Source organism: Actinomadura parmotrematis (genome assembly GCF_019458805.1).
In the GTDB taxonomy this organism is placed as follows: Bacteria; Actinomycetota; Actinomycetes; order Streptosporangiales; family Streptosporangiaceae; genus Spirillospora; species Spirillospora parmotrematis.
The window spans coordinates 154256-176873 of record NZ_JAIBOA010000007.1 but is presented as its reverse complement, the minus strand read 5'-3'; the positions used below and the strand labels follow the sequence as shown (position 1 = coordinate 176873).

The following is a 22618-nucleotide window of genomic DNA, read 5'->3' as shown; positions in this document are numbered from 1 at the left end:
AGACGGTACGGATCCGGTCACCGCCCGGCCGGGCCCCTTGTCCGAACCCCGTTCGGCATGGTGCGATGCCCCTCAGCAAGTGATTACTTGCATCGCCGCCGGACCGGCGGCGCCGCCGAGGAGACGCGAGGGGCGCGAACATGGGGCAGGCCGCTACGAAGGTGCGACGCTCGCCGGAGGGACGGACGATCGTGTCCGCCCTCGCCGACACAGCCGCCGAGCACGGCGGGCTGCCCGCCTACTCCGACAAGGGGCCGGACGGCTGGACCACGCTCACCTGGAGCGACCTGCGCGCCCGCGCGCTGGAGGCGGCGGCCGGGTTCGCCGCGCTCGGGCTGGAGCGCGGCGACGTCGTCGCGCTGATGATGCCGAACCGCTCCGAGCACGTGATCGCCGATCTCGGCGCGGTGCACGCGGGCGCCGTCCCGACGACCGTCTACGCCACCCTCGCGCCCGACCAGATCGCGTTCGTGGCGGGCGACTGCGCGGCCCGCGTCGCCGTCCTGGCCGGCCGCGAGCAGCTCGACCGCTGGCTGCCCGCCCTGGACGAGCTGCCCGCGCTCGGCAAGGTGATCGTCCTCGACGCGGCGGTCGTCCCCGCGGGCGACGACCGGTTCGTCAGCTGGGCGGACTTCGCCGAGCTCGGCCGGGCCCGGCTCGCCGAGGACGCCGCCGCGATCGAGGCGCGCGGCGCCGCGCTGGAGCCCGGCGACACCGTCACCCTGCTCTACACCTCCGGCACCACCGGCAACCCCAAGGGCGTGCGGATCACGCACGCGATGGTGCTGCACGAGTCGGCGCTGGTCGAGGGCGCCTCGGTGCTGCCCGAGCACAGCGTCGGCATCTCCTACCTGCCGTTCGCGCACATCGCCGACCGCGTCCTCAGCTACTACCTGCCGCTCACCCGCGCCGCGCACATCTACTTCTGCCCCGACCCCGCGCAGCTCACCGCCGTGCTGCGGGAGGCCCGCCCGCACGGGTTCTTCGGCGTCCCGCGCGTCTGGGAGAAGATCATGGCGGGCATCCAGGCGGTGCTCGCGGCCGAGACCGACCAGGCCAAGAAGGACGCCGTCCGGGGCGCCCTCGACGCCGGCCGCGCCCACGTCACCGGCCAGGAGTACGGCAACACCCCGGCGCCGGGCGCCGCCGAGGCGTTCGCGGCCGCCGACGCCGCCGTCCTCGCCCCGATGCGGGCGCTGCTCGGCCTGGACCGCGTCGTGCAGGCCTCCAGCGCCGCCGCGCCGCTGCCCGAGGAGGTCGCCCGGTTCTTCGCCGGCCTCGGCCTGAAGATCTTCGACGCCTACGGGATGACCGAGACGACCGGCGCCATCACCGCCAACCTCGACGACGCCTTCAAGCTCGGCACCGTCGGCCGCGCCTTCCCCGGCGTCGACCTGAGGCTCGCCGAGGACGGCGAGATCCTGGTGCGCGGCGCGACCTGCACCCCCGGCTACCTGAACCGCCCCGCGGCGACCGCCGACCTCATCGACGAGGACGGCTGGGTGCACACCGGCGACATCGGCGTCCTCGACGAGGACGGGTTCCTGCGCGTGGTGGACCGCAAGAAGGAGATCATCATCACCGCCGGCGGCGAGAACATCGCCCCCTCGATGATCGAGAACCATCTGAAGGAGCACCCGCTCGTCGGCCAGGCGCTCGCCTTCGGCGACCGCCGCCCCTACGTCGTCGCGCTCATCACCCTGGACGGCGAGGTCGCGCCGGTCTGGGCGGCCGCGCACGGCGTGGACACCACCGACCTCGCCGCCCTCGCCGAGCATCCGGTGGTGCTCGCCGAGGTCGCCCAGGCCGTCGCCGACGCCAACGAGCGGCTCGCCCGCGTCCAGCAGGTCAAGCGGTGGCGGCTGCTGCCCGCCGAGTGGACCGCCGAGAGCGAGGAGCTCACCCCGACGCTGAAGCTGAAGCGGCGCGTCGTGCACGCCAAGTACCAGGACTCCATCGACGGCCTCTACGAGGGCTGACCCGGAGGCCGGCACGAGGGCCGGCCGCCCGCCTCCGGCGGCGCCCCTCCCCCGGCGGCGGCCGGCGCGCTCCTCACGTCCTCAGGTCCGGATGCATCCGGGCGAGGGCCGCGCCGGTCGCCTCCGCCGTCCCCGCCGAGCTCACCACCAGCAGCGTCGTCGCGTCCACCAGGTAGCAGACCGCCTTGGCGGCGCCGCCCTGCGTCTCCCGGGTCGTGCAGCCGGCCGACCCGCCGCCCGCGCCGGGGTCCACCGGCGTCAGCTCGGCGCCCTGGGCGCGGACGCGCGCGGTGAAGTCGGTCATCGCCGCGCCGGTGTCGGGGAAGTCGCCCTCGGCGCGCACCACGAGGATCTCCCCGAGCCCGGACGCGCCGCCGGGCTCGGCGTAGATGCCGGTCGTCAGCGGGCCGAGCGCGTACTTCGGCCCGTCGGACGGCGGGTCGTTCTGCACGTCCAGGAGCGCGGCGGCCTCGCGCCGCTCGGCGTCGTGGTCGCGGGTGTAGCCGCCCGCGGTCTCCGGCAGCCCGCTGGAGGGGGCGGTGGCCCCGGCCGCCGGCGCGCCGGTGTCCCCGGCCTGGGCGGGGGTGCTCGCCCGGACGGGGGTCGGCTCGCCGGTCGCGACCGCCCCCGCGCGCACCTGGCAGCCCGCCAGCGCCCCCGCCGCCAGCGCGGCGGCGGCCGCCCCGGCCAGCGCTCCGGCCGCCGCCGGTCCCGTCCCCCTGCGCCGCGTGCCCGTTCGTCGGATGCTCATGGCGCCAGGCTGGCCGTCCCGGCCCGTCCCGATCATGAGGCCGGCGTCCCGGTCCGGCCGGGCCGCGCGGCGGGGACTCGGGGGCGGGGGCTACAGAGTGGTGAGGCCGCCGTCCACCGGGATCACCGCACCGTTGACGTAGGCGCCGGCGCGGCTGGCGAGGAAGACCGCCACGCCCGCCATGTCGTCGGGGCGGCCGATGCGGCGCAGCGGGACGGTAGAGGCGATGACGTCGCCGAACGCGTCCAGCGTGGCGGCCATCATCTTGGACTCGAACGGGCCGGGCGCGACCGCGTTCACGGTGATCGCCTCGGGGCCGAGCTCCTTGGCCAGCACCCGGGTGAGCTGGTGCACGCCGGCCTTGCTCGCGGTGTAGGAGTAGCGCTCGCCGGGCGTCATGATGCCGTCGATCGACCCGATGTTGATGACGCGGGCCGGGTCGTCAGAGGTGGCGGCCGCGCGCAGCTTCGGCAGCAGCGCGCGGGTGAGGAAGAACGGCGCCTTGAGGTTCAGGTCCACGACCTTGTCCCACGCCGAGGCGGGGAACTCGGCGAGCGGCGCGCCCCACGTCGCGCCCGCGTTGTTGACGAGCACGTGCAGCGGGCCGTCCACCGCCTCGGCGAGCCGCACGCACGCGTCCTCGGTGCTGATGTCGGCGGGGACCGGCACGACGGTGCCGAACTCGGCGAGCTCGGCCGCCGCCTTCTCGCACGCCTCGGGCTTGCGGGAGCTGATGTAGACCTTGGCGGCGCCCGCCTGGAGCAGGCCGCGGGCGATCATCAGGCCGATGCCCCGGGTGCCGCCGGTCACCAGCGCGGTCTTGCCGGCCAGGCTGAACAGGTCCATCGCGCCCGTCTCCGTTCTCTGCGGTCGTGCTGACCCCCCGACCATACCGACTGGTCGGTAGAGAGCGGGGCGCGGGCCGCCCGGCACCGCGGCGTAGCGTGGACCCCATGGAGCGCCGCAAGGTGGCCTACGCGGTCATGATGGGCACCTGCCTCATCCTGTTCGTGCTCGCCGGGACGGTGGTGGTGCACTTCTCGACCGCCGCCGCGCTGGTGATGGCGCTGGTCGCGATGGTGCTCCCGCCGCTCGCGGCGATCGTCGCCAACCGGGGGTGGCAGCGCCGCGACTGACCCCGCGCGCGGGATGATCGGCGCATGAGGGAGCTGGGCGTCCAGACGCTGCTGGACCTGCTGGGGATCTTCGTGTTCGCGCTGTCGGGAGCGCTGGCCGCCGTGCGCCAGCGCCTCGACGTCGTCGGCATGGTCGTGCTCGCCGAGATCACCGCGCTCGGCGGCGGCATCGTGCGCGACCTGGTCATCGGCGCCGTCCCGCCCGCCGCCTTCACCAGCCTCGGCTACGTGCTCACCCCGCTCGCCGCCACCGTGCTGGTCTTCCACTGGCATCCGCAGGTGGCCCGGCTCATGCCCGCCGTCATGTTCTTCGACGCCGCGGGCCTCGGCCTGTTCTGCGCCACCGGCACCACCAAGGCGCTGGAGCACGGCCTGTCGCCGCTGCACGCGGTGCTGCTCGGCGTCATCACCGCCATCGGCGGCGGCGTCCTGCGCGACATGCTGAGCGGCCAGATCCCCTCGGTCCTCTACGACCGCCAGCTGTACGCGCTGCCCGCCCTGGTCGGCGCGGCCGCCGTCGCGGCGGGCTGGGCCGCCGACCTGCACGGCTCGGCCGTCACCGCCGCCGCGGCCGCGCTCGCCTTCGCGCTGCGCGCGCTGGCGATGCGCTACGGCTGGCGCACCCCGCGCCCCCGCGGGGTCACCGACCGGCCGTAGCGCGCCGGGCGCCCGCCGCCGGGCCGCGGGCTAGGCGGCCTTCATGTCGAACTTCACCGTGTCGCCCTCCACCGACGTCACCGTGACGGTGACCGTCCGGTTCCCGGCGGTGCAGGTGACCGACGCGCCCACCTTCCCCTTCAGATCGTCCGGGCACGACGCGCTCAGCCCGAGCTTGGCGTTGATCTGCTGCTCGACCTTGTCGTGCGACACCGTCTTGTCGCCGATCTGGCAGCCCGCCGCGGCGAACGCGGCGGCGCCCAGCAGGGCGGGCACGACCAGGAACTTGCGCATGGTTCTTCTCTCCCCGTCACCGTGTCGCCCCGGGGCACCGGGGCGTTCCGACACCCTCCGATCGTGCGTCCCGCCCCCGCCCGGACGCCAGGGCGCGGCGTCCCGGACGCGCAGGGACGCCGGAAGGGGACAGCCGCCCCGAAGGGGGTACGGTCCCGGCATGGGCAGGATCACCGTTCGCCGACCCGTGCTGCGGCTCGGCGCCGCCGGGACCGCGGGGCGGCGCCCCGACACCCTCGCGGTCGAGGAACCGCTGGAGATCAGGGTCGGCGGCGCCCCGCTCACCCTCACCATGCGCACCCCCGGCGACGACTTCGACCTCGTCACCGGCTTCCTCGCCGCCGAGGGGATCATCGCCGCCGCCGGCGACGTCGTCGGCATGCGCTACTGCGCCGACACCGTGGAGCAGAACGTCCTGGACGTCGTCCTCGCCCCCCACGTGCCGCCGCCGGACGCCCTCGCGACGCGGGCCTTCACCACCACCAGCGCGTGCGGGGTCTGCGGCAAGTCCAGCATCGAGGCGCTCCGCGACGACCGCCCCTACGACGTCGCCGCCGACCCGCTGACGCTGACGCCAGCCGCCCTCGCCGCCCTGCCGGACCGCCTGCGCGAGGCCCAGCGCGTCTTCGACCGCACCGGCGGCCTGCACGCCGCCGGCCTGTTCGGCCCGGACGGCGCCCTGCTCGCCGCCCGCGAGGACGTCGGCCGCCACAACGCCGTCGACAAGGTCGTCGGCCACGCCCTCCGCAAGGACCTGCTGCCGCTCACCGGCCACGTCCTGATGGTGTCGGGCCGCGCCTCCTTCGAGCTGACCCAGAAGGCCATGCAGGCCGGCGTCCCGGTCCTCGCCGCCGTCTCGGCGCCCTCCTCCCTCGCCGTCGACCTCGCCGAGGACGCCGGCATGACCCTCGTCGGCTTCCTGCGCGGCGAGACGATGAACGTCTACACCGGGGCGCGGCGGATCGCCGTCTGAGGCCCCCGGACGGGGGACGGCCCGTCACCCCGGCGGGACGAATTGTCACCGCAGGCACAAGGAGCGGGCGCCCGATGTGGGTCTGCGGACAAGAGTTCCGCCTTCTGAAATGCGTTCCTCATGGGGGGCTGTGGCACGAAAGTGAACTCTGTACTCTTCGGTAACGCCACTGCCCGCAACCGGTGAAGGAGAGGGAATGACCCGGCCCCTGACCTCCGACGGCGCCGCGTTCGACATCGACGAACGGCACCCGCCCATCAAGGCGCGCCGCGTCTCGTTCGACTGGACGAAGACGCCGCTGCACTGGATCCCCGGGGACCCCCTCGCCACCCACATCATCAACTCGTTCCACATCGTCCTGCCCGAGGGCGAGAAGTGGTTCATCCAGTGCGTCAAGGACGCCCGCCCCTACATCAAGGACGCGAAGCTGCTGGAGGAGATCCGCGGCTTCATCGGCCAGGAGATGGTGCACGCCCGCTCCCACCAGGGCGTCCTCGACCAGATCCTGGCCGCCAACGGCATCGACGTCTCCAAGATCACCGAGGCGGGCGCCAAGGGCAACGCCGAGCGCCCCGCCATGATGGCGGCGCTCAAGGAGAAGAACCCGCGCGCCTGGCGCCGCCGGCTCCGCTTCGAGCTCGCCGCCGTCGCCTCCATCGAGCACTACACCGCCGTGCTCGGCCAGTGGATCATGGACAACGAGCGGCTCGACGCGGCCGGCGTCGACCCCACCATGCTCGACCTGCTCCGCTGGCACGGCGCCGAGGAGGTCGAGCACCGCTCCGTCGTCTTCGACGTCTACAAGGCCGTCGGCGGCCGCTACCCCACCCGCGTGTTCGCCTGGGTCGTCTCGCTCGCCTTCCTCTACTACGCCCTCATCGGCGGCTCCCTCTACCTGCTGAAGCAGGACCCCCAGGTCGGCCGCCGCCCCGGCCTCCCGCGCCTCGTCCTCGCCTACCGCCGCTCGGTCCGCAAGGGCCACATCCCCGGCATCTTCAAGCTCCTCCTCGGCGAGGCCCCCGTCTACCTGCGCCCCTCCCACCACCCCTCCCAGGTCTGCTCCACCCCCCGCGCCCTCGAGTACCTGCTCCACTCCCCCGCCGCCCAGGCCGCGGGCTACGATCCGTATTAATTGGAGTCCTGGCCCAAGGCGCTCGCCTGGCGGCTCGCACCTTGACCATGCCTCGGCGAGTGCGACATCGCTTCGCGATCTGACCGGCGGGGGCTCGCCTTCGGCTTCGCCCCCGCCGGTCAGGTAGCGCACTCGCGTGCGGGGCGAGGTCGCCGAAAGGGTTTTCGGACCGGCGGCGTGTCCGACTTGACCGGACCGGGAAAAGGGCGCTTAATGTACGGCGTGTCTAATAACGTCCCGCCGGTGCGGGTGCGTCGGGTGCGCGGTGACGGGGTCGACCTGGCCGTGTACGAGCAGGGCGACCCGGCCGCGCCGACCCTGGTGCTGCTGCACGGCTACCCCGACACCCACGCGGTGTGGGACGGCGTCGCGGGCCGGCTCGCCGGCCGGTTCCATGTGGTGCGCTACGACGTGCGGGGCGCCGGGGCGTCGTCGCGGCCGGCCGGCCGCCGCCGCTACACCCTCGACTACCTGACGGCCGACCTCGCCGCGGTGCTGGACGCGACCGCGCCCGACCGCAAGAAGGTGCACCTGGTCGGGCACGACTGGGGCTCCATCCAGGCGTGGGAGGCCGCCTGCACGATGCCGGAGCGGTTCGCGTCGTTCACGTCGATCTCGGGGCCGTCCCTGGACCACGTGGGGCACTGGATGCGCCGCAACCTGCGCCGCCCGACGCCGCGGAACCTCAAGGCGGCGCTCGGGCAGATGCTGCGGTCCTGGTACATCTACTTCTTCCAGACGCCCCTGGTCCCCGGGCTGCTGTGGCGGGCCGGGCTCGGCCGGCCGTTCGGCCACGCGCTGGAGCTGGGCGAGGGCGTCGTCCCGGACGGGCGGCATCCGGCCCCGACGCTCGGCCGCGACGGCGCCGCGGGCGTCGCCCTGTACCGGGCCAACATGCTGCAGCGGCTGCGGCGCCCGCGGGACCGGCGCACCGACGTGCCGACGCAGGTCATCGTGCCGACGCGCGACCTGTTCGTGTCGCCGCACCTGGTCGGCGGGCTCGCGGGGCGCGCGCCGAACCTGTCGCTCCGGACGATCGCCGCCGGGCACTGGGTGGTGCGCAGCCACGCGGACGTGGTCGCCCGATGGATCGGCGAGCACGCCGCCGCCGCCACCGGCGGCGCGCTGGGCGCCGCCGAGGAGCGCGCGGTGCGGCGCGCGGCCGTCCGGCCGGGGCGGCGGCCCTTCGACGGGTCGCTGGTGGTGGTCACCGGCGCGGGCGGCGGCATCGGCCGCGCGACCGCGCTCGCCTTCGCCGAGCGCGGCGCCGAGATCGTCGCCGCCGACGTCGACCTGCCGGCGGCGCAGCGCACCGCCGAGCTCGTGGGGCTGCTCGGCCCCGCCGCCCACGCCGTCCGGGTGGACGTGTCGGACGCCTCCGCCATGGAGGACTTCGCCAAGGCGGTGCTGCACGAGCACGGCGTCCCCGAGGTCGTGGTCAACAACGCCGGGATCGGCATGGCCGGCCCGTTCCTCGACCACACCGAGGACGACTGGCGGCAGGTGCTCGGCGTGAACCTGTGGGGCGTCGTCCACGGGTCGCGGCTGTTCGGGGCGCGGATGGCCGAGCACGGGCAGGGCGGCCACATCGTCAACATCGCCTCGGCGGCGGCCTACACCCCGTCGCGGGCGCTGCCCGCCTACTCCACCAGCAAGGCCGCGGTGCTGATGCTCAGCGAGTGCCTGCGCGCCGAGCTGAAGGGCGAGGGCATCGGCGTCACCGCGATCTGTCCCGGCGTGGTGAACACCGGCATCACCCGGACCTTCCGGCTCGCGGGCGGGTCCGCCGCCGAGCAGGACGCCGCCCGCGCCCGCGCCGCGAAGGCGTACGCGCTGCGCGGGTACGGGCCCGACAAGGTCGCCGCGAGGATCGTGACGGCCGTCCTGCGGGACCGCGCCGTCGTGCCGGTGACGCCCGAGGCCCGCGCCGGACGCGTGCTGGCGCGGGTCTCCCCCGGGCTGATGCGGCTCCTCGCGCGGCTGAGGATCGGCTGAGGCCGCCCGGTCAGGCGACGCCGGCGGCCACGGCCTCGGTCAGGTTGGCGCCGCTGTCGGGCTCGAAGATGTGCACCGCCTCGGGGTCGTAGGCCAGGGTGACGTCCCGCCCTTCGCGGGCCGGCGAGTCCGCGGCGATCCGCGCGACGAGCTGCACCTGCCCGTCCTCGGTCTCGTTGCCCTGGAACGCCTCGGCGAGGTGCTCGGACGCGATCGCGCCCGCCTCGCCCAGGTTGATGTAGGCGTACTTCTCCGCGCCGAGGTCCTCCAGGATGTCCACCCGGCCGGTGAAAGTGACCTCGGCTGCGCCGCCGAGGGCCGTCGCGCCGCCCTGCCCGCCGAGGGAGGCGTCCTCCAGCGCCTCGGGACGGATGCCGAGGATGACCCGGCGGGGCGAGCCGTGCTCGGCGAGGCCGCGCCGCATCCGCTCGGTCAGCGGGACGGTGCCGATGACGGTGGTGAGCGCGTCGCCGTCGACCTCGGCCGGCAGGAAGTTCATCGACGGCGACCCGATGAACCCGGCGACGAACAGGTTGCGCGGGTGGTGGTAGAGCTCCTCGGGCGACCCGACCTGCTGGACCAGGCCCCGGCGCATCAGCACGATCCGGTCGCCGAGCGTCATCGCCTCGGTCTGGTCGTGGGTGACGTACACGGTGGTGGTGCCGAGGCGCTTCTGCAGCCGCGAGATCGTGGTGCGCATCTGGACGCGCAGCTTGGCGTCCAGGTTCGACAGCGGCTCGTCCATGAGGAACGCCTTCGGGTCGCGCACGATGGCGCGGCCCATCGCGACGCGCTGGCGCTGGCCGCCCGACAGGGCGGCGGGCTTGCGGTCCAGCAGCTCGTGCAGGTCCAGCATCCGCGCCGCCTCCTCCACCTTGGCGGCCGCGGCGGCCTTGTCGACCTTGGCGAGCCGCAGCGGGAAGGCGATGTTCTCGCGCACCGACATGTGCGGGTAGAGCGCGTAGGACTGGAACACCATCGCGATGTCGCGGTCGCGCGGCGCCTTGTCGTTGACGGCCGCGCCGTCGATGCGCAGCTCGCCCTCGGTGATGTCCTCCAGCCCAGCGATCATGTTGAGGGTGGTGGACTTGCCGCACCCCGACGGCCCGACCAGGATGATGAACTCGCCGTCGGCGATGGTCAGGTCGAAGCGGTCGACCGCCGTGGTGCCGTCGGGGTACCGCTTGGTCACCCCGGCCAGAACGATCTCAGCCATGGCAGGTCGTCATCCCTTCACCGCTCCGGACGTCAGGCCGGACACGATCCGGCGCTGGAACAACAGCACGAACAGCACGATCGGCACCGTGATCACGATGGCCGCGGCGGCGATCGACCCGGTCGGGTCCTCGAACTGGGAGCTGCCCGTGAAGAACGAGATCGTGGCGGGCGCCGTCCGCGCCCGGCTGGAGGAGGTCAGCGAGATCGCGAACAGGAAGTCGTTCCAGCACACGATGAACGCCAGGATCGCGGTCGTGACGACGCCCGGCGTCGCCAGCGGCGCGATCACCATGCGGAACGCCTGGAACGGGGTGGCGCCGTCCATCTTCGCGGCCTTCTCCAGGTCCCAGGGGATCTCCTGGAAGAACGTGGACAGGGTGTAGATGGTGAGCGGCAGCGCGAAGGTGATGTAGGGCAGGATGAGGCCGGGCCAGGTGTCGAACAGCCCGAGCGACCGCTCGATCTGGAACAGCGGCGTCACCAGCGAGATCTGCGGGAACATCGCGATCAGCAGCGACATGCCGAGCATCGCGGTCTTGCCGGGGAACTCCAGCCGGGCGATGGCGTAGGCGGCCATCGTGCCGATCACGATCGCGATCACCGTGGAGATCAGCCCGATCCCGATCGAGTTGATCAGGCCGCGGACGAAGTCGTCGTTGTGGAAGATGCCGGTGTAGTTCGACCAGGTCCACTTGCGCGGCCAGAACGACCCGTCGGTGATGCTGCTCGGGTCCTTGAACGACAGGGACGCGATCCACGCCACCGGGATCAGCGCGTACAGCAGCACGACCAGGTTGATGACGCTCCACCGGGCCGTCCGCCCGCCTCCGCCGGCCATCAGCGCCGCCCTCCGGTGCCCTGCCCGGGCGCCGACGCGCCGAGCCCCTTCACGAACGCGAACGCGATGATCGCCACGGCCAGGAAGATCAGCACCGACATGGTGGAGCCGATGCCGAGGTTCAGGCCGCCGATCAGGTTGTGGTAGGCGATCACCGACACCGAGGAGGTGTCGGACGCCCCGTTGGTCAGCACGTAGATGTTGTCGAAGATGCGGAACGCGTCCAGGATGCGGAACAGCAGCGCGGACACGATCGCCGGCTTCATCAGCGGCAGCGTGATCATCCGGAACCGCTGCCAGGCCGACGCGCCGTCCATGGACGCGGCCTTCAGCGCGTCCTCGGGCACCAGCGCGAGGCCCGCCATCAGCAGCAGCGCCATGAACGGGGTGGTCTTCCACACCTCGGCGAGGATGATGATGAAGATCGCCGGCCAGTGCTGGGTGAGCGGGGCGCTGCCGTCGGGCAGCAGCCCGGCGAGCCAGCCGGTGCCCGGCGTCCAGGCGTACTTCCAGCCGTAGGCCGCGGCGACCGTGACGATGCCGTACGGGATCAGCACCACCGTGCGGACCAGGCCCCTGCCGAGGAGCGTGCGGTACATCACGACCGCGATCGCCATCCCGAGCACCAGCTCGATCAGCACGCTGACCACGGTGATCAGCAGGGTGACGCCGAACGCGGTCCACCAGAACGAGCTGGTGAGGACCGTGCCGTAGTTCTCCAGCCCGATCCACGCCTTGCGGCCCGGAAAGCGCAGGTCGTAGCGCTGCAGCGAGAGCAGCACCGAGTAGACGATGGGCCAGCCGGTGACGGCCAGCATGACGATCGCGGCCGGCGCGCAGAGCCACCAGCCGAGCTTGCGCTCGCTGCGGCGGCCCTCGCTGACCGTTGCCTTCGGGCTCACGGGAGCACCCCCTTGCTCTGCAGCGCGTCGGTGATCTGCGAGCGCAGCGTCGACAGCGTGCGGGGCGGGTCGATCGAGCGCGGCGGCGACAGCGCGACCGCCGTCACCGTCGACACGTTCTGGTAGGTGGGGGTCTTCGGGCGGGGCGCGGCGGTCTTCAGCGCGTCCAGGATCGCCTGCTTCATCGGGTACGCCTTCGCCATGCCCTCGGCGTCGTAGACCGACTCGGTGGACGGCGGCAGGCCGTCCTCGGTCGCGGCGATCCGCTGGCTCTCGGGATCGCGCAGGCAGAGCGCCGCGGCGAACGACGCCTCGGGGTGCTTGCTGTAGGCGCTGACGCCGAAGTTGGCGCCGCCGAGCGGCGCGCGGCCCTTGCCGTCGATGCCCGGGTAGGGCGCCCACTTGAAGTTCGGCAGCATCTTCGGCTTGTTCTCGGCCATCGAGGCGTACACGAACGGCCAGTTGATCTCGTAGGCGCTGGTGCCGGACTCCACCGCGAGCCGCGCCTCGTCCTCCTTGGTGTTGGACAGCGACGGGTCGGCGGCCTTGGAGCGGGCGAACGCGCGCATCGTCTGCAGCGCCTTCAGGGCGGGCGCGCCGAGATCGACGCGCTCGCCGTTCTGGCTGAGGATGCGGCCGCCCGCCGACATGACCAGGCTGTTGAACCAGACGACGATGCCCTCGTACTGGGCGCCGGTGACCTGCCCGTAGTGCGCCTTGCCCTCGGCGGCCAGCCTCGCCGACGCCGCCATCAGGCCGTTCCAGGTGGCCGGCGGCTCGGGCAGGAGGTCCGAGCGGTACCAGAGGAGCTGGACGTTGCTGTTGTAGGGCGCGGCGTACAGCTTGCCCTGCCAGGTCGCGGTGTCCAGCGGCCCGGCGAGGGTGCCGCGCACCGCCTGCGCGGCGTTGGCGCCGGTCCACTCGCGGATCCAGCCGGCCTCGGCGAGCTCGGCGGTCCAGGTGACGTCCAGGCCGAGCACGTCCAGGCCCGAGTCGCCCGCGGCGAGGCGCCGGACGAGCTGCTCGCGCTGGTCGTCGGCGCCGCGCGGCAGCGTGTTCAGCGCGATCCGGTAGCGGCCCTTGGCCTGCTGGTTGCAGCGCGCCACGATCTTGGCGAGGTTCTGCTGCGGCGCGTTGTACAGGTTGACGGTCGGGGTGCCGCCGTCGTCCGAGCCGCAGCCGGCCAGCAGGCCGCCCGCGAGCGCGGTGGCCGCGAGGGCCGCCGTCGTCCGGCGCGTGCGCATCGGATCCCCCTTCCGTCGGGCGTGCGGTGACGACCTACCCGGCCCCCGCCCCAAGATCACTTGCGGTGACCGAATCATTACCCGGCGCCGTCAGGCGGAGTGCTCGACGTCGGCCATGCGGTCGGTGCGGGTGTCCAGGAAACCGAGCCGGATGAGGTCGTCGCCCGCCACGTTGTGCAGCAGCCAGTCGCCGAGCACGCGGGCCTTGGCGCGCATCCCCGGCAGCGTCGCGAGGTGGTAGCCGCGGGTCACCGCCTGCGCGGTCACGCCCGTCAGGCTGACGCCGAGCGGCCGCGCGACGGCCTGGCTGCCGCCGAGGTCCACCACCAGGCCGAGGTCCTCGTGCCGGTACTCGGCCGTCTCGGTGCCGTGCAGGGACGCGAGGACGTTGTGCGCGGCGACCCGCGCCTGCCGGGTGGCGTGCTGGGCGGTCGGCGGGCAGATCGCGCCGTCGCCCGTGGCGAGGTCGGGGACGGCGGCGGCGTCGCCGAGCGCGAACACCTCCGGGCGCCCGGCGAGCCGCAGGTCGGCGCCGACGACGAGGCGGCCGCGCCGGGCCGGCGCGTCCAGCGTCCCGACGACGGGCGCCGGCGTGACGCCGGCCGTCCAGATCGCGGTGCGGCACGGCAGCACGCGCCCGTCGGTGAGGGTCGCGGTGTCGGCCGTCAGCTCCTTCAGCGAGACGCCGAGGCGGATGTCGACGCCGCGGTGGGTGAGCTTGCGGAGCGCGACGGCGCCGAGGTGCTCGCCGAGCTCGGGCAGCAGGCGCGGCGCGACGTCCACCAGCGTCCAGCTGAGCAGGCTCGGGTCCAGGTGCGGGAAGCGGCGCATCGCCTTGGCGGTGAGCAGCTGCAGGTTCGCGGCGGTCTCCACCCCCGAGTAGCCGCCGCCGACGACGACGAACCCGAGGCGCGCGGCGCGCTCGGCGGGGTCGGTGGCGACCGCGGCCAGCTCCAGCTGGGCGATCACGTGGTCGCGCAGGTAGACGGCCTCGGCGAGGTTCTTCATGCCGTGGCCGAACTCCTTCAGGCCCGGGATGTCGAAGGTGCGGGTGACGCTGCCGGCGGCGATGACGAGCCGGTCGTAGGGCACCCGGTCGACCGAACCGTCGATCTTGGAGACCTCGACGTGCCGGGCGTCCAGGTCGAACCCGGTCGCCTTGCCCGGCACGAACATCGTGCGGTGCAGCAGGCGGTGCAGCGGGCCGGCGATCGAGCGCGGGTCCAGCAGCCCGGCCGCCACCTCGGGCAGCAGCGGCTGGTAGAGCGTGTAGGCGAACGGCGCGACCAGGCTGATGCGCGCCTTGTGCGGCCGCAGCCGCCGCTCCAGGCGGCGGGCCACGTTGTAGCCGGCGAAGCCGGCGCCGACGATGACGATACGGGGTGCGGGCACGGCGGGAGCTCCTTCGGACGACGTCCGCGTGATCACCGATCACGTTACGTGATCGGCATGGAACGTTCCGGAGGCGGGGTGGCCCGGCACGGCCCCCGCCGCTTCTGGCGCACAAGCGCGCACAGTGTCCCTGCCAGGGGGTTCTCCCCCGCCGCCGAACGTGCGACCGTGGCGGGAACACCCCCAGCGGACCCCGGAGCGTGCGCAATGCGGATCAGCGACGTACTACGGAGCAAGGGCGGCGCCGTCGCCACGGTGACCCCCGAGACGACGGTGCGGGACCTGCTCGGCGTCCTCGCCGAGCACAACATCGGCGCCTCGGTCGTGTCGGCCGACGGCGCCGGCATCGACGGGATCGTGTCCGAGCGCGACGTCGTGCGCCGGCTGCACGAGCGCGGCGCCGGCCTGCTCGACGCCCCCGTCGCCGAGATCATGACCGCCCGGGTGCGCACCTGCGCCCCCGCCGACCGCGTCGACGACCTGCGCCGGACCATGACCGAGCACCGCATCCGGCACCTGCCGGTCACCGAGGACGGGCGGCTCGTCGGCATCGTCAGCATCGGCGACGTCGTCAAGTCCGCCATCGACGCCCTGGAGAGCGAGCGCGAGCACCTCGTCGACTACATCCAGCGCGCGGCTCCTTGATCGCAGTCCCGGCCCGAGGCACTCGCCTGGCGGCTCGCGCCTCGACCGCGCCTGGGCGAGTGCGACATCGCTTCGCGATCTGACCGGCGGGGGCTCGCCTCCGGTGTCGCCCCCACCGGTCAGGTAGCGCACTCGCGTGCGTGGCCGGGGTGAACCGCCCGGCTCGTCCATTGGCGGCCAGGGGGCGTCCTGGGCCGCGCTCGGGGCTTAGGGTGCGGACCGAGATCGGGACGGGCCGGGGCCCGGGTGCGGCGGGAGCGGGGTCCATGCGCGGTACGGCGATGGTGGTCATCATGGGCTCGCTGCTCCTCGCCGCGTGCGGCGGGGGCGGTGCGCAGGGGGCGGCGCCGCCGGCCGGCGGGTGGCCGCAGCCGCGCGGCGGCAAGGTGGACGGGCGGATGTGCGGCCTGCTCCGCGAGGACGACTACGCCGCCTACGGCCACCCGCTCGGCGCGATCGCCGCCCGCAGCACCTTCGCGCCCAACGGGCTGACGTGCTCGACCCGCGCCTCGGACGCCTTCACCGTGGAGATCGAGCCGACGGCGGAGACGGCGCGCCTCATCGTCGCCCGGCAGGTCCGCCTCGCGAGGCTGCGGGGCGCGCGCTCCGTCGCCAGGGCGGCCGTGCCGGGGGCGGACGAGTCCTGGACCAGCACCGAAGGGCTGGGCAAGAGGCGCGTCTTCGCGCGCCGGGGCGCGCTCATCGTCGGCATCGACCTGTCCCCCCGCAGCCCGGCGAAGGATCCGTGGGCCGCGCTGACCGGCCTCGCCGGGCTCGTCCTGCGGCGGCTGCCGGACGCCGGCCGCACCGACACCGGCACGACCCGGACGGTGACCTACACCGCCGGCGGCACGGGCCGGGCGCCGCGGCTCCGGTACTACGACACCGCCGACGAGCGCCCGGTGACGCTGCGGAACGTGCGCCTCCCCTGGACCGAGCGGCTCCCGTTCGTCCCGCCGCTGGGGTTCCAGCCGCCCGCGAGCTTCGACCTGCTGGCCGTCGGCGCCGCCGGCTGCGCGATCGTCGCCGACGGCCGGGAGGTCGCCCGCAGCGTGCCCGGCGGGCCCGCGTCCTGCCGGGCGCGGATCGGGCGCTGAGCCCGGCGGCTAGACGTAGGGCACCTGGGGGCGGGTGAAGGGCGCGGCCATCACCTCGGCGTGGGCGTCCGCCAGGCGGTCGACGGCGGTGCGCAGCGTCGCGGGCGGCAGGACGTAGGGCAGGCGCACGTAGTCCTCCAGGACGCCCTCGGCGCCGAAGGCCGGGCCGGGCGCCACCCGCACGCCGTGCCGCTCGGCTGCCTCGGCGAGCTGGGAGGCGACCGGCGCCTCCAGCCGCGCCCAGAGCGCCATCCCGCCCTCGGGAAGGCGGAAGTCCCAGCCCGGCAGGCGGTCGCGCAGCGCCGCCGCGAGCGCGTCGCGGCCGGCGGCCAGGTGCGCCGCCCGCTCGGCGCGCACCTCCTCCAGCCGGTCCAGCAGCGCGCACACGATCAGCTGCTCGAGCACCGGGCTGCCCATGTCGCCGGACTCGCGGCCGGCCGCGATCCGGCGGGCGAGCGGCGCCGTCGCGCGGATCCAGCCGATGCGGAGGCCACCCCACATCAGCTTGGACGCCGACCCGACGCTGATCACCCGGTCGCGGGCGTCGTGGGCGGCGAGCGGCGGCGGCATCGGCGCGGCCGGGTCCAGGGCCAGCTCGGCGAAGGTCTCGTCGGCGATGAGGACGGTGTCGTTCGCGCGGGCCTCGTGCGCCAGCGCCGACCGGACGCCGTCCGGCATGAGCAGCCCGGTCGGGTTCTGGAAGTCGGGGATGAGGTAGGCGGCGCGGGCGGCGGCCTGGCGCATCCCGCAGCCGATGAGCTCGGGATCCCAGCCGTCGTTCACCCCCGCCGGGACGATGCGGGCCGCGCGGGCGAGGAAGGCCGCGGGCGCGTGCGGGTAGGCGGGCCGCTCCACCATGACCGGCGCGCCCGGCTCCAGCAGCGTCCCGGCGAGGATCCCGAGGGCGGACTGCGCGCCGGTCGTCACGACGATCTGGTCGGGCCGGGTCGGCACGCCCCGCTCGGCGTAGCGCGCCGCGATCGCCTCGCGCAGCTCGGGGACGCCCGCCGGCTCGTAGCCGGGGCGGCCGCTGTGGCGCGGGAGGGCGGCCACGGCGGCGGCGACCGCGGCGTCGAAGACCACGGGGGCGCCGGGGGTGGCCCGGCCGAGGTCGATCACCTCGGCGGCGCCCGGCGCCCGGTCGCCCGCCGCGGCGTCGGCGCCGCCCGGCGGCGGCAGCGCCGTCCAGCTCCCGGCCCCCTGGCGGCTCTCCAGGTAGCCCTGGTCGCGGAGCCGGTCGTAGGCGGCGGTGACGGTGGTGCGGCTCAGCCCGAGGACGGCCGCGAGGTCGCGCTCCGCGGGGAGCCGGGTGTGCACCGCGATCCGGCCGTCCTCCACCAGGGCGCGCACGGCGCGGGCGAGGCCGCGATAGACGGGCCGCCCGCGCGGCGGCCCGCCCAGCAGGCGGGCGAGCTGCGGGCCGCTGACATGGGAGACGCTCATACAGACCACTTTCCCCTATTGGCCCTGTAACTTACAGGGCCAATCGCCGCAGAATACGGGAGCAACGGAAGGAGTTCGTCATAATGGTCTTGCTGCTGCGGCGCCTCGTGCAGCTCTACATCGGATTGGCCCTCTACGGGCTCGGGATCGCTCTCCAGGTGTCCTCCACCCTCGGCAACGACCCGTGGGACGTGTTCCACCAGGGCCTGTCCCGCACGTTCGGCCTGTCCATCGGCACCTGGATCATCATCGCCGGGGCCGCCGTCATGCTCGCCTGGATCCCGCTCCGCCAGCGCCCGGGGCTCGGCACGATCAGCAACGTGGTGCTCGTCGGGGTGTTCGCCGACGCCGGCCTGCGGCTGCTGCCGGAGGTGCACTCCCCCGCCGCCCGCTGGGCGTACCTGATCGCCGCGATCCTCATCGGCGGGTTCGCCACCGGCTGCTACATCGGCGCCGGGTTCGGGCCCGGCCCGCGCGACGGGCTGATGACCGGGCTCGCCGCGCGCGGCCACTCGGTCCGCGTGGTGCGCACCTCGATCGAGGTCGGCGTCCTCGCCGTCGGCTGGCTGCTCGGCGGCACCGTCGGGATCGGGACGCTGCTGTACGCCGTCGCGATCGGCCCGCTGGCGCACGTGTTCATCCCCGCGCTCCGCATCCGCCTCCCCGAGGCCGAGCCCGCCGCGTCCTGCCAGGCCGCCTGACGGGCCTCTAGTGCTCGGCCGTGCGCGCCGACAGCATCGACACGAAGTCCGGCGGCAGCACCACCCGGTCGCCGTCGTAGCGGGTCTCCAGCAGGGTGAGCTCGCCGTTCCGCCACCAGTACAGGTCGGGGCTGAGCGAGCCGGGGCCCTCCTCGTAGGCCCGGTGGGCGTGCGCCTGGAGCTCGGTCGCGGCGGCGACGGCGGTCCGGTGGCGGTCCCGCGCGTCGCGGCCCGGCCGCAGCGCGTGCGCCACGATCAGGCTGCGGTTCGGCGCGATGACGAGCGCGCCGTACGGGCCGATCGTCAGGTACTGCTCCAGCCAGGCCAGGTGGGTGACCGCGTAGAACGTCCAGCCGTGCAGGACCGACACCCGCACGCCGTCGAGGTCCTGCTCCTCGTGCTCCAGCGGGCCGTCGGCGCGCACGTTGGAGCGGCCGAGCATGAACAGCGCGTCCCCCGACACCGGCCAGCCGTGCATCTCCTCGGTGGTGACGGTGCGGACGGTGGTCGGGGTGTCGACCACCACCGCCTCGATCAGCCCGGCCGCGAAGGGGCGGGAGGCGAGCACGCCGCTGTCGGCCTCGGCCGGGTAGACCCGGGTGCGCAGCAGGTGCTGGGCAAGCTCGAAGTCCGACAGGTCGAGCGGCTCCTCGATCGCGGTGACGATCGTGGTGACGTGGTCGGAGACCAGCGCGGGCCAGTCGTCGCGCGGCACGAGCCGGGCGAGCTGGCGCAGGTTGCGCATGGACACGTGCAGGCGGGCCGCGCCCTCCAGCAGCACCACGTCGCCGGGCAGCGCCCGGCAGCCGTAGCCGAGGCTCTCGGCGACCAGCACCAGCAGGGAGTCCAGGGTGCCGTCGCCGGTCGGGTCGGGCCGCGCGTGCCGGCCGCTCATCGGGCACCTCCGGGGAGAGCTTGCAGCGTCAGCGCGCCGGCGTCCAGCAGGGCGGGCGCGCCCAGTTCCAGGGTGGTCTGGCACGTTCCGTGCCCGGCCGGCAGGCCGGCGAGGACCGGCGCGCCGAGCGGCCCGAGCCGGGCGGCGAGGACCGCGTCCAGCTCGGCCGGGTCGCCGCAGTCGGTGAAGTCGCCGAGCGCGAACCCGGCGGCCCCCGCCAGCCATCCGGACCGGTGCAGCTGCACCAGCATACGGTCGATCCGGTACGGGGTTTCGGTCACATCCTCCAGGAAGACGATCCGCCCGGCGGCGGGCGGCGGCGCGTCGGGGGTGCCGAGCAGCGCCGTGATCAGGGCGAGGGTGCCGCCGGTCAGCGGCCCCTCGGCGCGCCCGGGGACGAGCGCGCGGGCGCCCCGCAGGGGCGGCCGCGCGGGGCCGGACGCGGGGCCGAACAGGGCGTCCCGGAACGAGGCGACGCTCGGGGCGTGCCCGGTGCCGAGGAACCCCGCCGGCATCGGCCCGAAGGACGTGGTGACGCCGAGCCGGGCGCCGAAGGCCAGATGCAGGGCGGTGATGTCGCTGGAGCCGTGCAGGGCCTTGGGACGGGCGGCGGCGAGCGCCGTCCAGTCCAAGTGCTCCAGCAGGCGGGTGGCGCCGTAGCCGCCGCGGGCGCAGACGACCGCGCGGACGCCGGGGTCGCACCACGCCTCCATCAGGTCGGCGGCGCGGTCGGCGTCGGTGCCGGCGAGACCCTGCCAGCCGGCCGGCGGCGCGCCCCGCTCGGCGAGGCCGACCCGGTCCAGCACGTGCGGGGCGATCCGCACCCGCAGGCCGAGCCCTTCCAGCACGGCGCGGCCGGCGTCCAGCCGGGACCGCTCCACCGGGCCGCTCGGCGCCACGATGACCACCTGGTCACCGGCGTGCAGCCGCGGATACCGCCGGACGGTGGAACGCTCCGGACGGGCGGTGCCGGCACCGCCCCCGTCCCTGACCCCCGTGCGGGCTCCCCCGCTGTTCACCCCGACGCCTCCTCGCTGCGCGACCTTTGCAGCTTCGCAGGATAAAGGGCTCCGGGGAAGGGGCGACCGGGCACGAAACCGGCCCCGCTCGACCGAACGGTCATGCCGCGCCCCCGAGCACCGCGGCCGCGAGCGCGGGCAGCGCCCGCCCGATCGGCTCGCGGACCACGGCGTCCGCGACCTCGTCGTAGGGGGTCGGCTCGGCGTTCATCACCACCAGCGGCGCGCCCGCGCGCACCGCCTCCAGGCAGAGGCCCGCGGCGGGCTCGACGGTGAGGGAGGTGCCGACGGCCAGGAACAGGTCGCAGCCGCGCGCCGCGGTGATCGCGGCGTCCAGCACGTCCTGGTCCAGCGGCTGCCCGAAGGAGATCGTGGCCGACTTCTGCAGGCCGCCGCAGACCGGGCAGGGCGGGTCGTCCTCGCCGGCGTCCACCCGGGCCAGCACCTCGGGCATGGGGGTGCGCAGCCCGCACACCAGGCACACCGCCTCCCGCATGGTCCCGTGGATCTCCAGGACGCCGGCCGAGCCGGCCCGCTGGTGCAGGCCGTCGATGTTCTGGGTGATCAGGGCGCGCAGCCGCCCCGCCCGCTCCAGCGCGACGAGGGCGGCGTGCCCGGCGTTCGGCTCGGCGTCCCAGGCGGGGTGGTCGCGGCGGGACCGCCAGGCGCGGCGCCGCACATCGGGGTCGGCGAGATAGGCGCCGATCGAGGAGAGCCGCGCCGCCTCCGGGTCGCGGGTCCACACGCCCTGCGGGCCCCGGAAGTCGGGGATGCCGCTGTCGGTGCTGATCCCGGCCCCGGTGAGCACGGTGACCGCCCGTGCGTGCGGCAGCGCCGCCGCGAGCTGCGGGGGAACGTCCATCCCCCCAGGCTAGGCCCGGAACGGCCCGTTCCGGTCGCGATGGGCCCGCTGTCCCCGCGGATCCGCGGGGACACGGCGGGGACACGGCGCCCCGTTCGGACCGCCCACCGCCCCGGAGGTGAGAAACTGGCCGTGGTATGAGGTCGACGCCGCACATCCTGGTCATCCACGGGACGAAGGTCCGCCGTCCGGTGTTCGTGCTGGGGGCTCCGCACTCCGGCGCGGACCTCGTCGCGCGCGCCCTCAAGCGCTCCCCCGGGTTCCACCTGACCGCCGGGCGCCCGAGCGTGCTCCGCAACGTCTACGCGTTCGCCCGGCGCCCGCAGATCGCCGCCGACAGCCAGGTCGGCGCCGCGCGGGTGCTGCGCGACGCCTACGCCGAGGCGTGGCAGGTGTCGGCGCGCGCCTGCGCCGAGTGCCCGCCCGAGTGCCGCGAGCTCGCCGGGCTGCGGCTCCGGCCCGGCGCCACCCGCGCCGAGGCCGACCGGGCCGGGCCGTGCGTGCCGGCGACCGGCCTCACCCGGTTCGCCGACGCCTCCCCCGACCTGATCTACTGCGCCGACGTGATCCTGGACGCCTTCCCCGACGCCCAGCTCGTCCAGGTGATCCGCGACGGCCGGGACGCGGTCGCCGACATGCTCGTCGACGAGCGCTGCCTCGCCTGGTTCAAACCGGCCCTCGCCAACCTGGAAACCGTCTTCCCCAACGCCTTCCTCGGCGTGGAGGAGCTGGCCGAGCGCGACCGCTGGCACGAGTCGTCGGCCGCGGTGAAGTGCGCGCTGCGCTGGCGGGGCTCGGTGCGCCTCAGCGCCCGGCTGCGCGCCCAGACGCCCGCCGAGCAGCTGTTCACGGTCCGCTACGAGGACCTGGTCGCCGAGCCCAGCAGGACCGCCGGCCGGCTCGCCGACTACCTGGAGGCGCCGGTGTCCACCGGCACCCTGGCGGGCCTCGTCCGCCCCCGCGAGCGGGAGGCGGCCGAGCCCGAGACCGGGGTCTGGCGGGAGCGGCTCACGCCCCGCCAGCTCGGCCAGGTCGAGAAGGTCGCCGGGGCCGAGCTGGAGCGGCTCGGCTACCGGCTCAGCGGCGGCGGATGAGCGCCGCCGAGGACTGCGCGGACTGGGCCACCTCGGGCCCGAGCCAGCCGAGCGCGACGCCGGCGGCGCCGAGGCCGACCAGCAGCATGGTGTAGCGGCCCGTGCCGCTCCTCACGAGGCGTTCGGGATGGATCGTCATGCGCATCTCACTCTCCCCTCTGTACGCGCGGACGCGGCGCTCCCGGCGGGAGCGGCCGCGCTGGGACGTGCACGGTTCTGTAGAGACTGTGACGCCGCCAGGTGGCCGCCGGGTTGCGCTCAAGGCGCCCCGGAAGGAAGTCAAGGAAACCGCATCCCGCGCGCAGGCCCTCAGTTCTTCCCGCCCGACACGCCGGTAATCCCAGGTCACCC

General features: G+C 74.6%; 23 protein-coding genes. 10 read left to right on the top strand and 13 right to left on the bottom strand.

What is annotated here, in order from left to right; translation table 11 throughout:
- Window positions 1-140 precede the first annotated feature (140 nt).
- Window positions 141-1979 (top strand): AMP-dependent synthetase/ligase, encoded by a 1839-nt coding sequence (locus tag K1Y72_RS13150; protein ID WP_220166482.1) that lies wholly within the window; start codon window positions 141-143, stop codon window positions 1977-1979.
- 73 nt (window positions 1980-2052) lie between these two features.
- Here K1Y72_RS13150 and K1Y72_RS13145 read toward each other — a convergent pair whose 3' ends face one another.
- Together K1Y72_RS13145 and K1Y72_RS13140 are read right to left on the bottom strand one after the other, a co-directional pair.
- Entirely contained in the window at window positions 2053-2730 is a 678-nt protein-coding gene (locus tag K1Y72_RS13145) for a hypothetical protein (protein WP_220166479.1), read from the bottom strand.
- 90 nt (window positions 2731-2820) lie between these two features.
- On the bottom strand, window positions 2821-3576 hold the full coding sequence (locus K1Y72_RS13140) for an SDR family oxidoreductase (RefSeq protein WP_220166478.1): 756 nt from the start codon (window positions 3574-3576) through the stop codon (window positions 2821-2823).
- A 26-nt stretch (window positions 3577-3602) separates the two neighbouring features.
- On the opposite strand from K1Y72_RS13140, the gene K1Y72_RS13135 reads away from it, so the two are divergent.
- Both K1Y72_RS13135 and K1Y72_RS13130 read left to right on the top strand, forming a co-directional pair.
- Entirely contained in the window at window positions 3603-3866 is a 264-nt protein-coding gene (locus K1Y72_RS13135; RefSeq protein WP_308287044.1) for a DUF3099 domain-containing protein, read from the top strand.
- A gap of 24 nt (window positions 3867-3890) precedes the next feature.
- Window positions 3891-4523: a trimeric intracellular cation channel family protein gene (locus K1Y72_RS13130; protein WP_220166474.1), complete on the top strand. Its 633-nt coding sequence runs from the start codon at window positions 3891-3893 to the stop codon at window positions 4521-4523.
- Window positions 4524-4553: 30 nt separating this feature from the next.
- Here K1Y72_RS13130 and K1Y72_RS13125 read toward each other — a convergent pair whose 3' ends face one another.
- Window positions 4554-4817: a DUF4333 domain-containing protein gene (locus K1Y72_RS13125; RefSeq protein ID WP_220166472.1), complete on the bottom strand. Its 264-nt coding sequence runs from the start codon at window positions 4815-4817 to the stop codon at window positions 4554-4556.
- Between the two features lie 160 nt (window positions 4818-4977).
- Between K1Y72_RS13125 and fdhD the strand changes: the two genes are divergently transcribed.
- From fdhD to K1Y72_RS13110, 3 genes are all read left to right on the top strand, one after another.
- Entirely contained in the window at window positions 4978-5790 is an 813-nt protein-coding gene (gene fdhD, locus K1Y72_RS13120; protein ID WP_220166470.1) for a formate dehydrogenase accessory sulfurtransferase FdhD, read from the top strand.
- A gap of 196 nt (window positions 5791-5986) precedes the next feature.
- Window positions 5987-6922: a metal-dependent hydrolase gene (locus tag K1Y72_RS13115; protein ID WP_220166468.1), complete on the top strand. Its 936-nt coding sequence runs from the start codon at window positions 5987-5989 to the stop codon at window positions 6920-6922.
- A gap of 213 nt (window positions 6923-7135) precedes the next feature.
- Window positions 7136-8917 (top strand): SDR family oxidoreductase, encoded by a 1782-nt coding sequence (locus K1Y72_RS13110; protein ID WP_220166674.1) that lies wholly within the window; start codon window positions 7136-7138, stop codon window positions 8915-8917.
- A gap of 10 nt (window positions 8918-8927) precedes the next feature.
- Here the strand turns inward: K1Y72_RS13110 and K1Y72_RS13105 are convergent, their stop codons facing one another.
- The 5 genes from K1Y72_RS13105 to K1Y72_RS13085 form a co-directional block, all read right to left on the bottom strand.
- A complete protein-coding gene (locus K1Y72_RS13105; protein WP_220166465.1) occupies window positions 8928-10133 on the bottom strand; it encodes an ABC transporter ATP-binding protein in 1206 nt (401 codons plus the stop codon).
- A 9-nt stretch (window positions 10134-10142) separates the two neighbouring features.
- Entirely contained in the window at window positions 10143-10973 is an 831-nt protein-coding gene (locus K1Y72_RS13100; RefSeq protein ID WP_220166463.1) for a carbohydrate ABC transporter permease, read from the bottom strand.
- Complete coding sequence (locus K1Y72_RS13095; RefSeq protein WP_308287043.1) at window positions 10973-11875, bottom strand: carbohydrate ABC transporter permease; 903 nt, start codon at window positions 11873-11875, stop codon at window positions 10973-10975. Before K1Y72_RS13095 ends, K1Y72_RS13100 begins: the two co-directional genes overlap by 1 nt.
- Window positions 11872-13119, bottom strand: coding sequence for an ABC transporter substrate-binding protein (locus K1Y72_RS13090; RefSeq protein WP_220166461.1), 1248 nt, complete (start codon window positions 13117-13119; stop codon window positions 11872-11874). Before K1Y72_RS13090 ends, K1Y72_RS13095 begins: the two co-directional genes overlap by 4 nt.
- A gap of 90 nt (window positions 13120-13209) precedes the next feature.
- Window positions 13210-14511, bottom strand: a complete 1302-nt coding sequence (locus K1Y72_RS13085) for an NAD(P)/FAD-dependent oxidoreductase (protein ID WP_220166459.1) — start codon at window positions 14509-14511, stop codon at window positions 13210-13212.
- A gap of 207 nt (window positions 14512-14718) precedes the next feature.
- Between K1Y72_RS13085 and K1Y72_RS13080 the strand changes: the two genes are divergently transcribed.
- Together K1Y72_RS13080 and K1Y72_RS13075 are read left to right on the top strand one after the other, a co-directional pair.
- A complete protein-coding gene (locus tag K1Y72_RS13080; RefSeq protein ID WP_220166457.1) occupies window positions 14719-15156 on the top strand; it encodes a CBS domain-containing protein in 438 nt (145 codons plus the stop codon).
- A 266-nt stretch (window positions 15157-15422) separates the two neighbouring features.
- On the top strand, window positions 15423-16253 hold the full coding sequence (locus K1Y72_RS13075; RefSeq protein ID WP_220166454.1) for a hypothetical protein: 831 nt from the start codon (window positions 15423-15425) through the stop codon (window positions 16251-16253).
- 9 nt (window positions 16254-16262) lie between these two features.
- Here the strand turns inward: K1Y72_RS13075 and yczR are convergent, their stop codons facing one another.
- Window positions 16263-17696 (bottom strand): MocR-like transcription factor YczR, encoded by a 1434-nt coding sequence (yczR, locus tag K1Y72_RS13070; RefSeq protein WP_220166452.1) that lies wholly within the window; start codon window positions 17694-17696, stop codon window positions 16263-16265.
- 83 nt (window positions 17697-17779) lie between these two features.
- On the opposite strand from yczR, the gene yczE reads away from it, so the two are divergent.
- Entirely contained in the window at window positions 17780-18397 is a 618-nt protein-coding gene (gene yczE / locus K1Y72_RS13065; protein WP_220166449.1) for a membrane protein YczE, read from the top strand.
- 7 nt (window positions 18398-18404) lie between these two features.
- Here yczE and K1Y72_RS13060 read toward each other — a convergent pair whose 3' ends face one another.
- The 3 genes from K1Y72_RS13060 to K1Y72_RS13050 form a co-directional block, all read right to left on the bottom strand.
- Window positions 18405-19292 carry a hypothetical protein gene (locus tag K1Y72_RS13060; protein WP_220166447.1) on the bottom strand — a complete coding sequence of 296 codons (888 nt, stop codon included), beginning with the start codon at window positions 19290-19292 and terminating at the stop codon, window positions 18405-18407.
- Entirely contained in the window at window positions 19289-20191 is a 903-nt protein-coding gene (locus K1Y72_RS13055) for a S66 peptidase family protein (protein ID WP_308287042.1), read from the bottom strand. Before K1Y72_RS13055 ends, K1Y72_RS13060 begins: the two co-directional genes overlap by 4 nt.
- 220 nt (window positions 20192-20411) lie before the next feature.
- Window positions 20412-21173 (bottom strand): SIR2 family NAD-dependent protein deacylase, encoded by a 762-nt coding sequence (locus K1Y72_RS13050; RefSeq protein WP_220166443.1) that lies wholly within the window; start codon window positions 21171-21173, stop codon window positions 20412-20414.
- 137 nt (window positions 21174-21310) lie between these two features.
- Here K1Y72_RS13050 and K1Y72_RS13045 point away from each other — a divergent pair, with 137 nt between their 5' ends.
- Window positions 21311-22267, top strand: coding sequence for a sulfotransferase family protein (locus K1Y72_RS13045; protein ID WP_220166441.1), 957 nt, complete (start codon window positions 21311-21313; stop codon window positions 22265-22267).
- Here the strand turns inward: K1Y72_RS13045 and K1Y72_RS13040 are convergent.
- On the bottom strand, window positions 22251-22412 hold the full coding sequence (locus K1Y72_RS13040) for a hypothetical protein (protein WP_220166439.1): 162 nt from the start codon (window positions 22410-22412) through the stop codon (window positions 22251-22253). The genes K1Y72_RS13045 and K1Y72_RS13040 overlap by 17 nt on opposite strands.
- Window positions 22413-22618 lie beyond the last annotated feature (206 nt).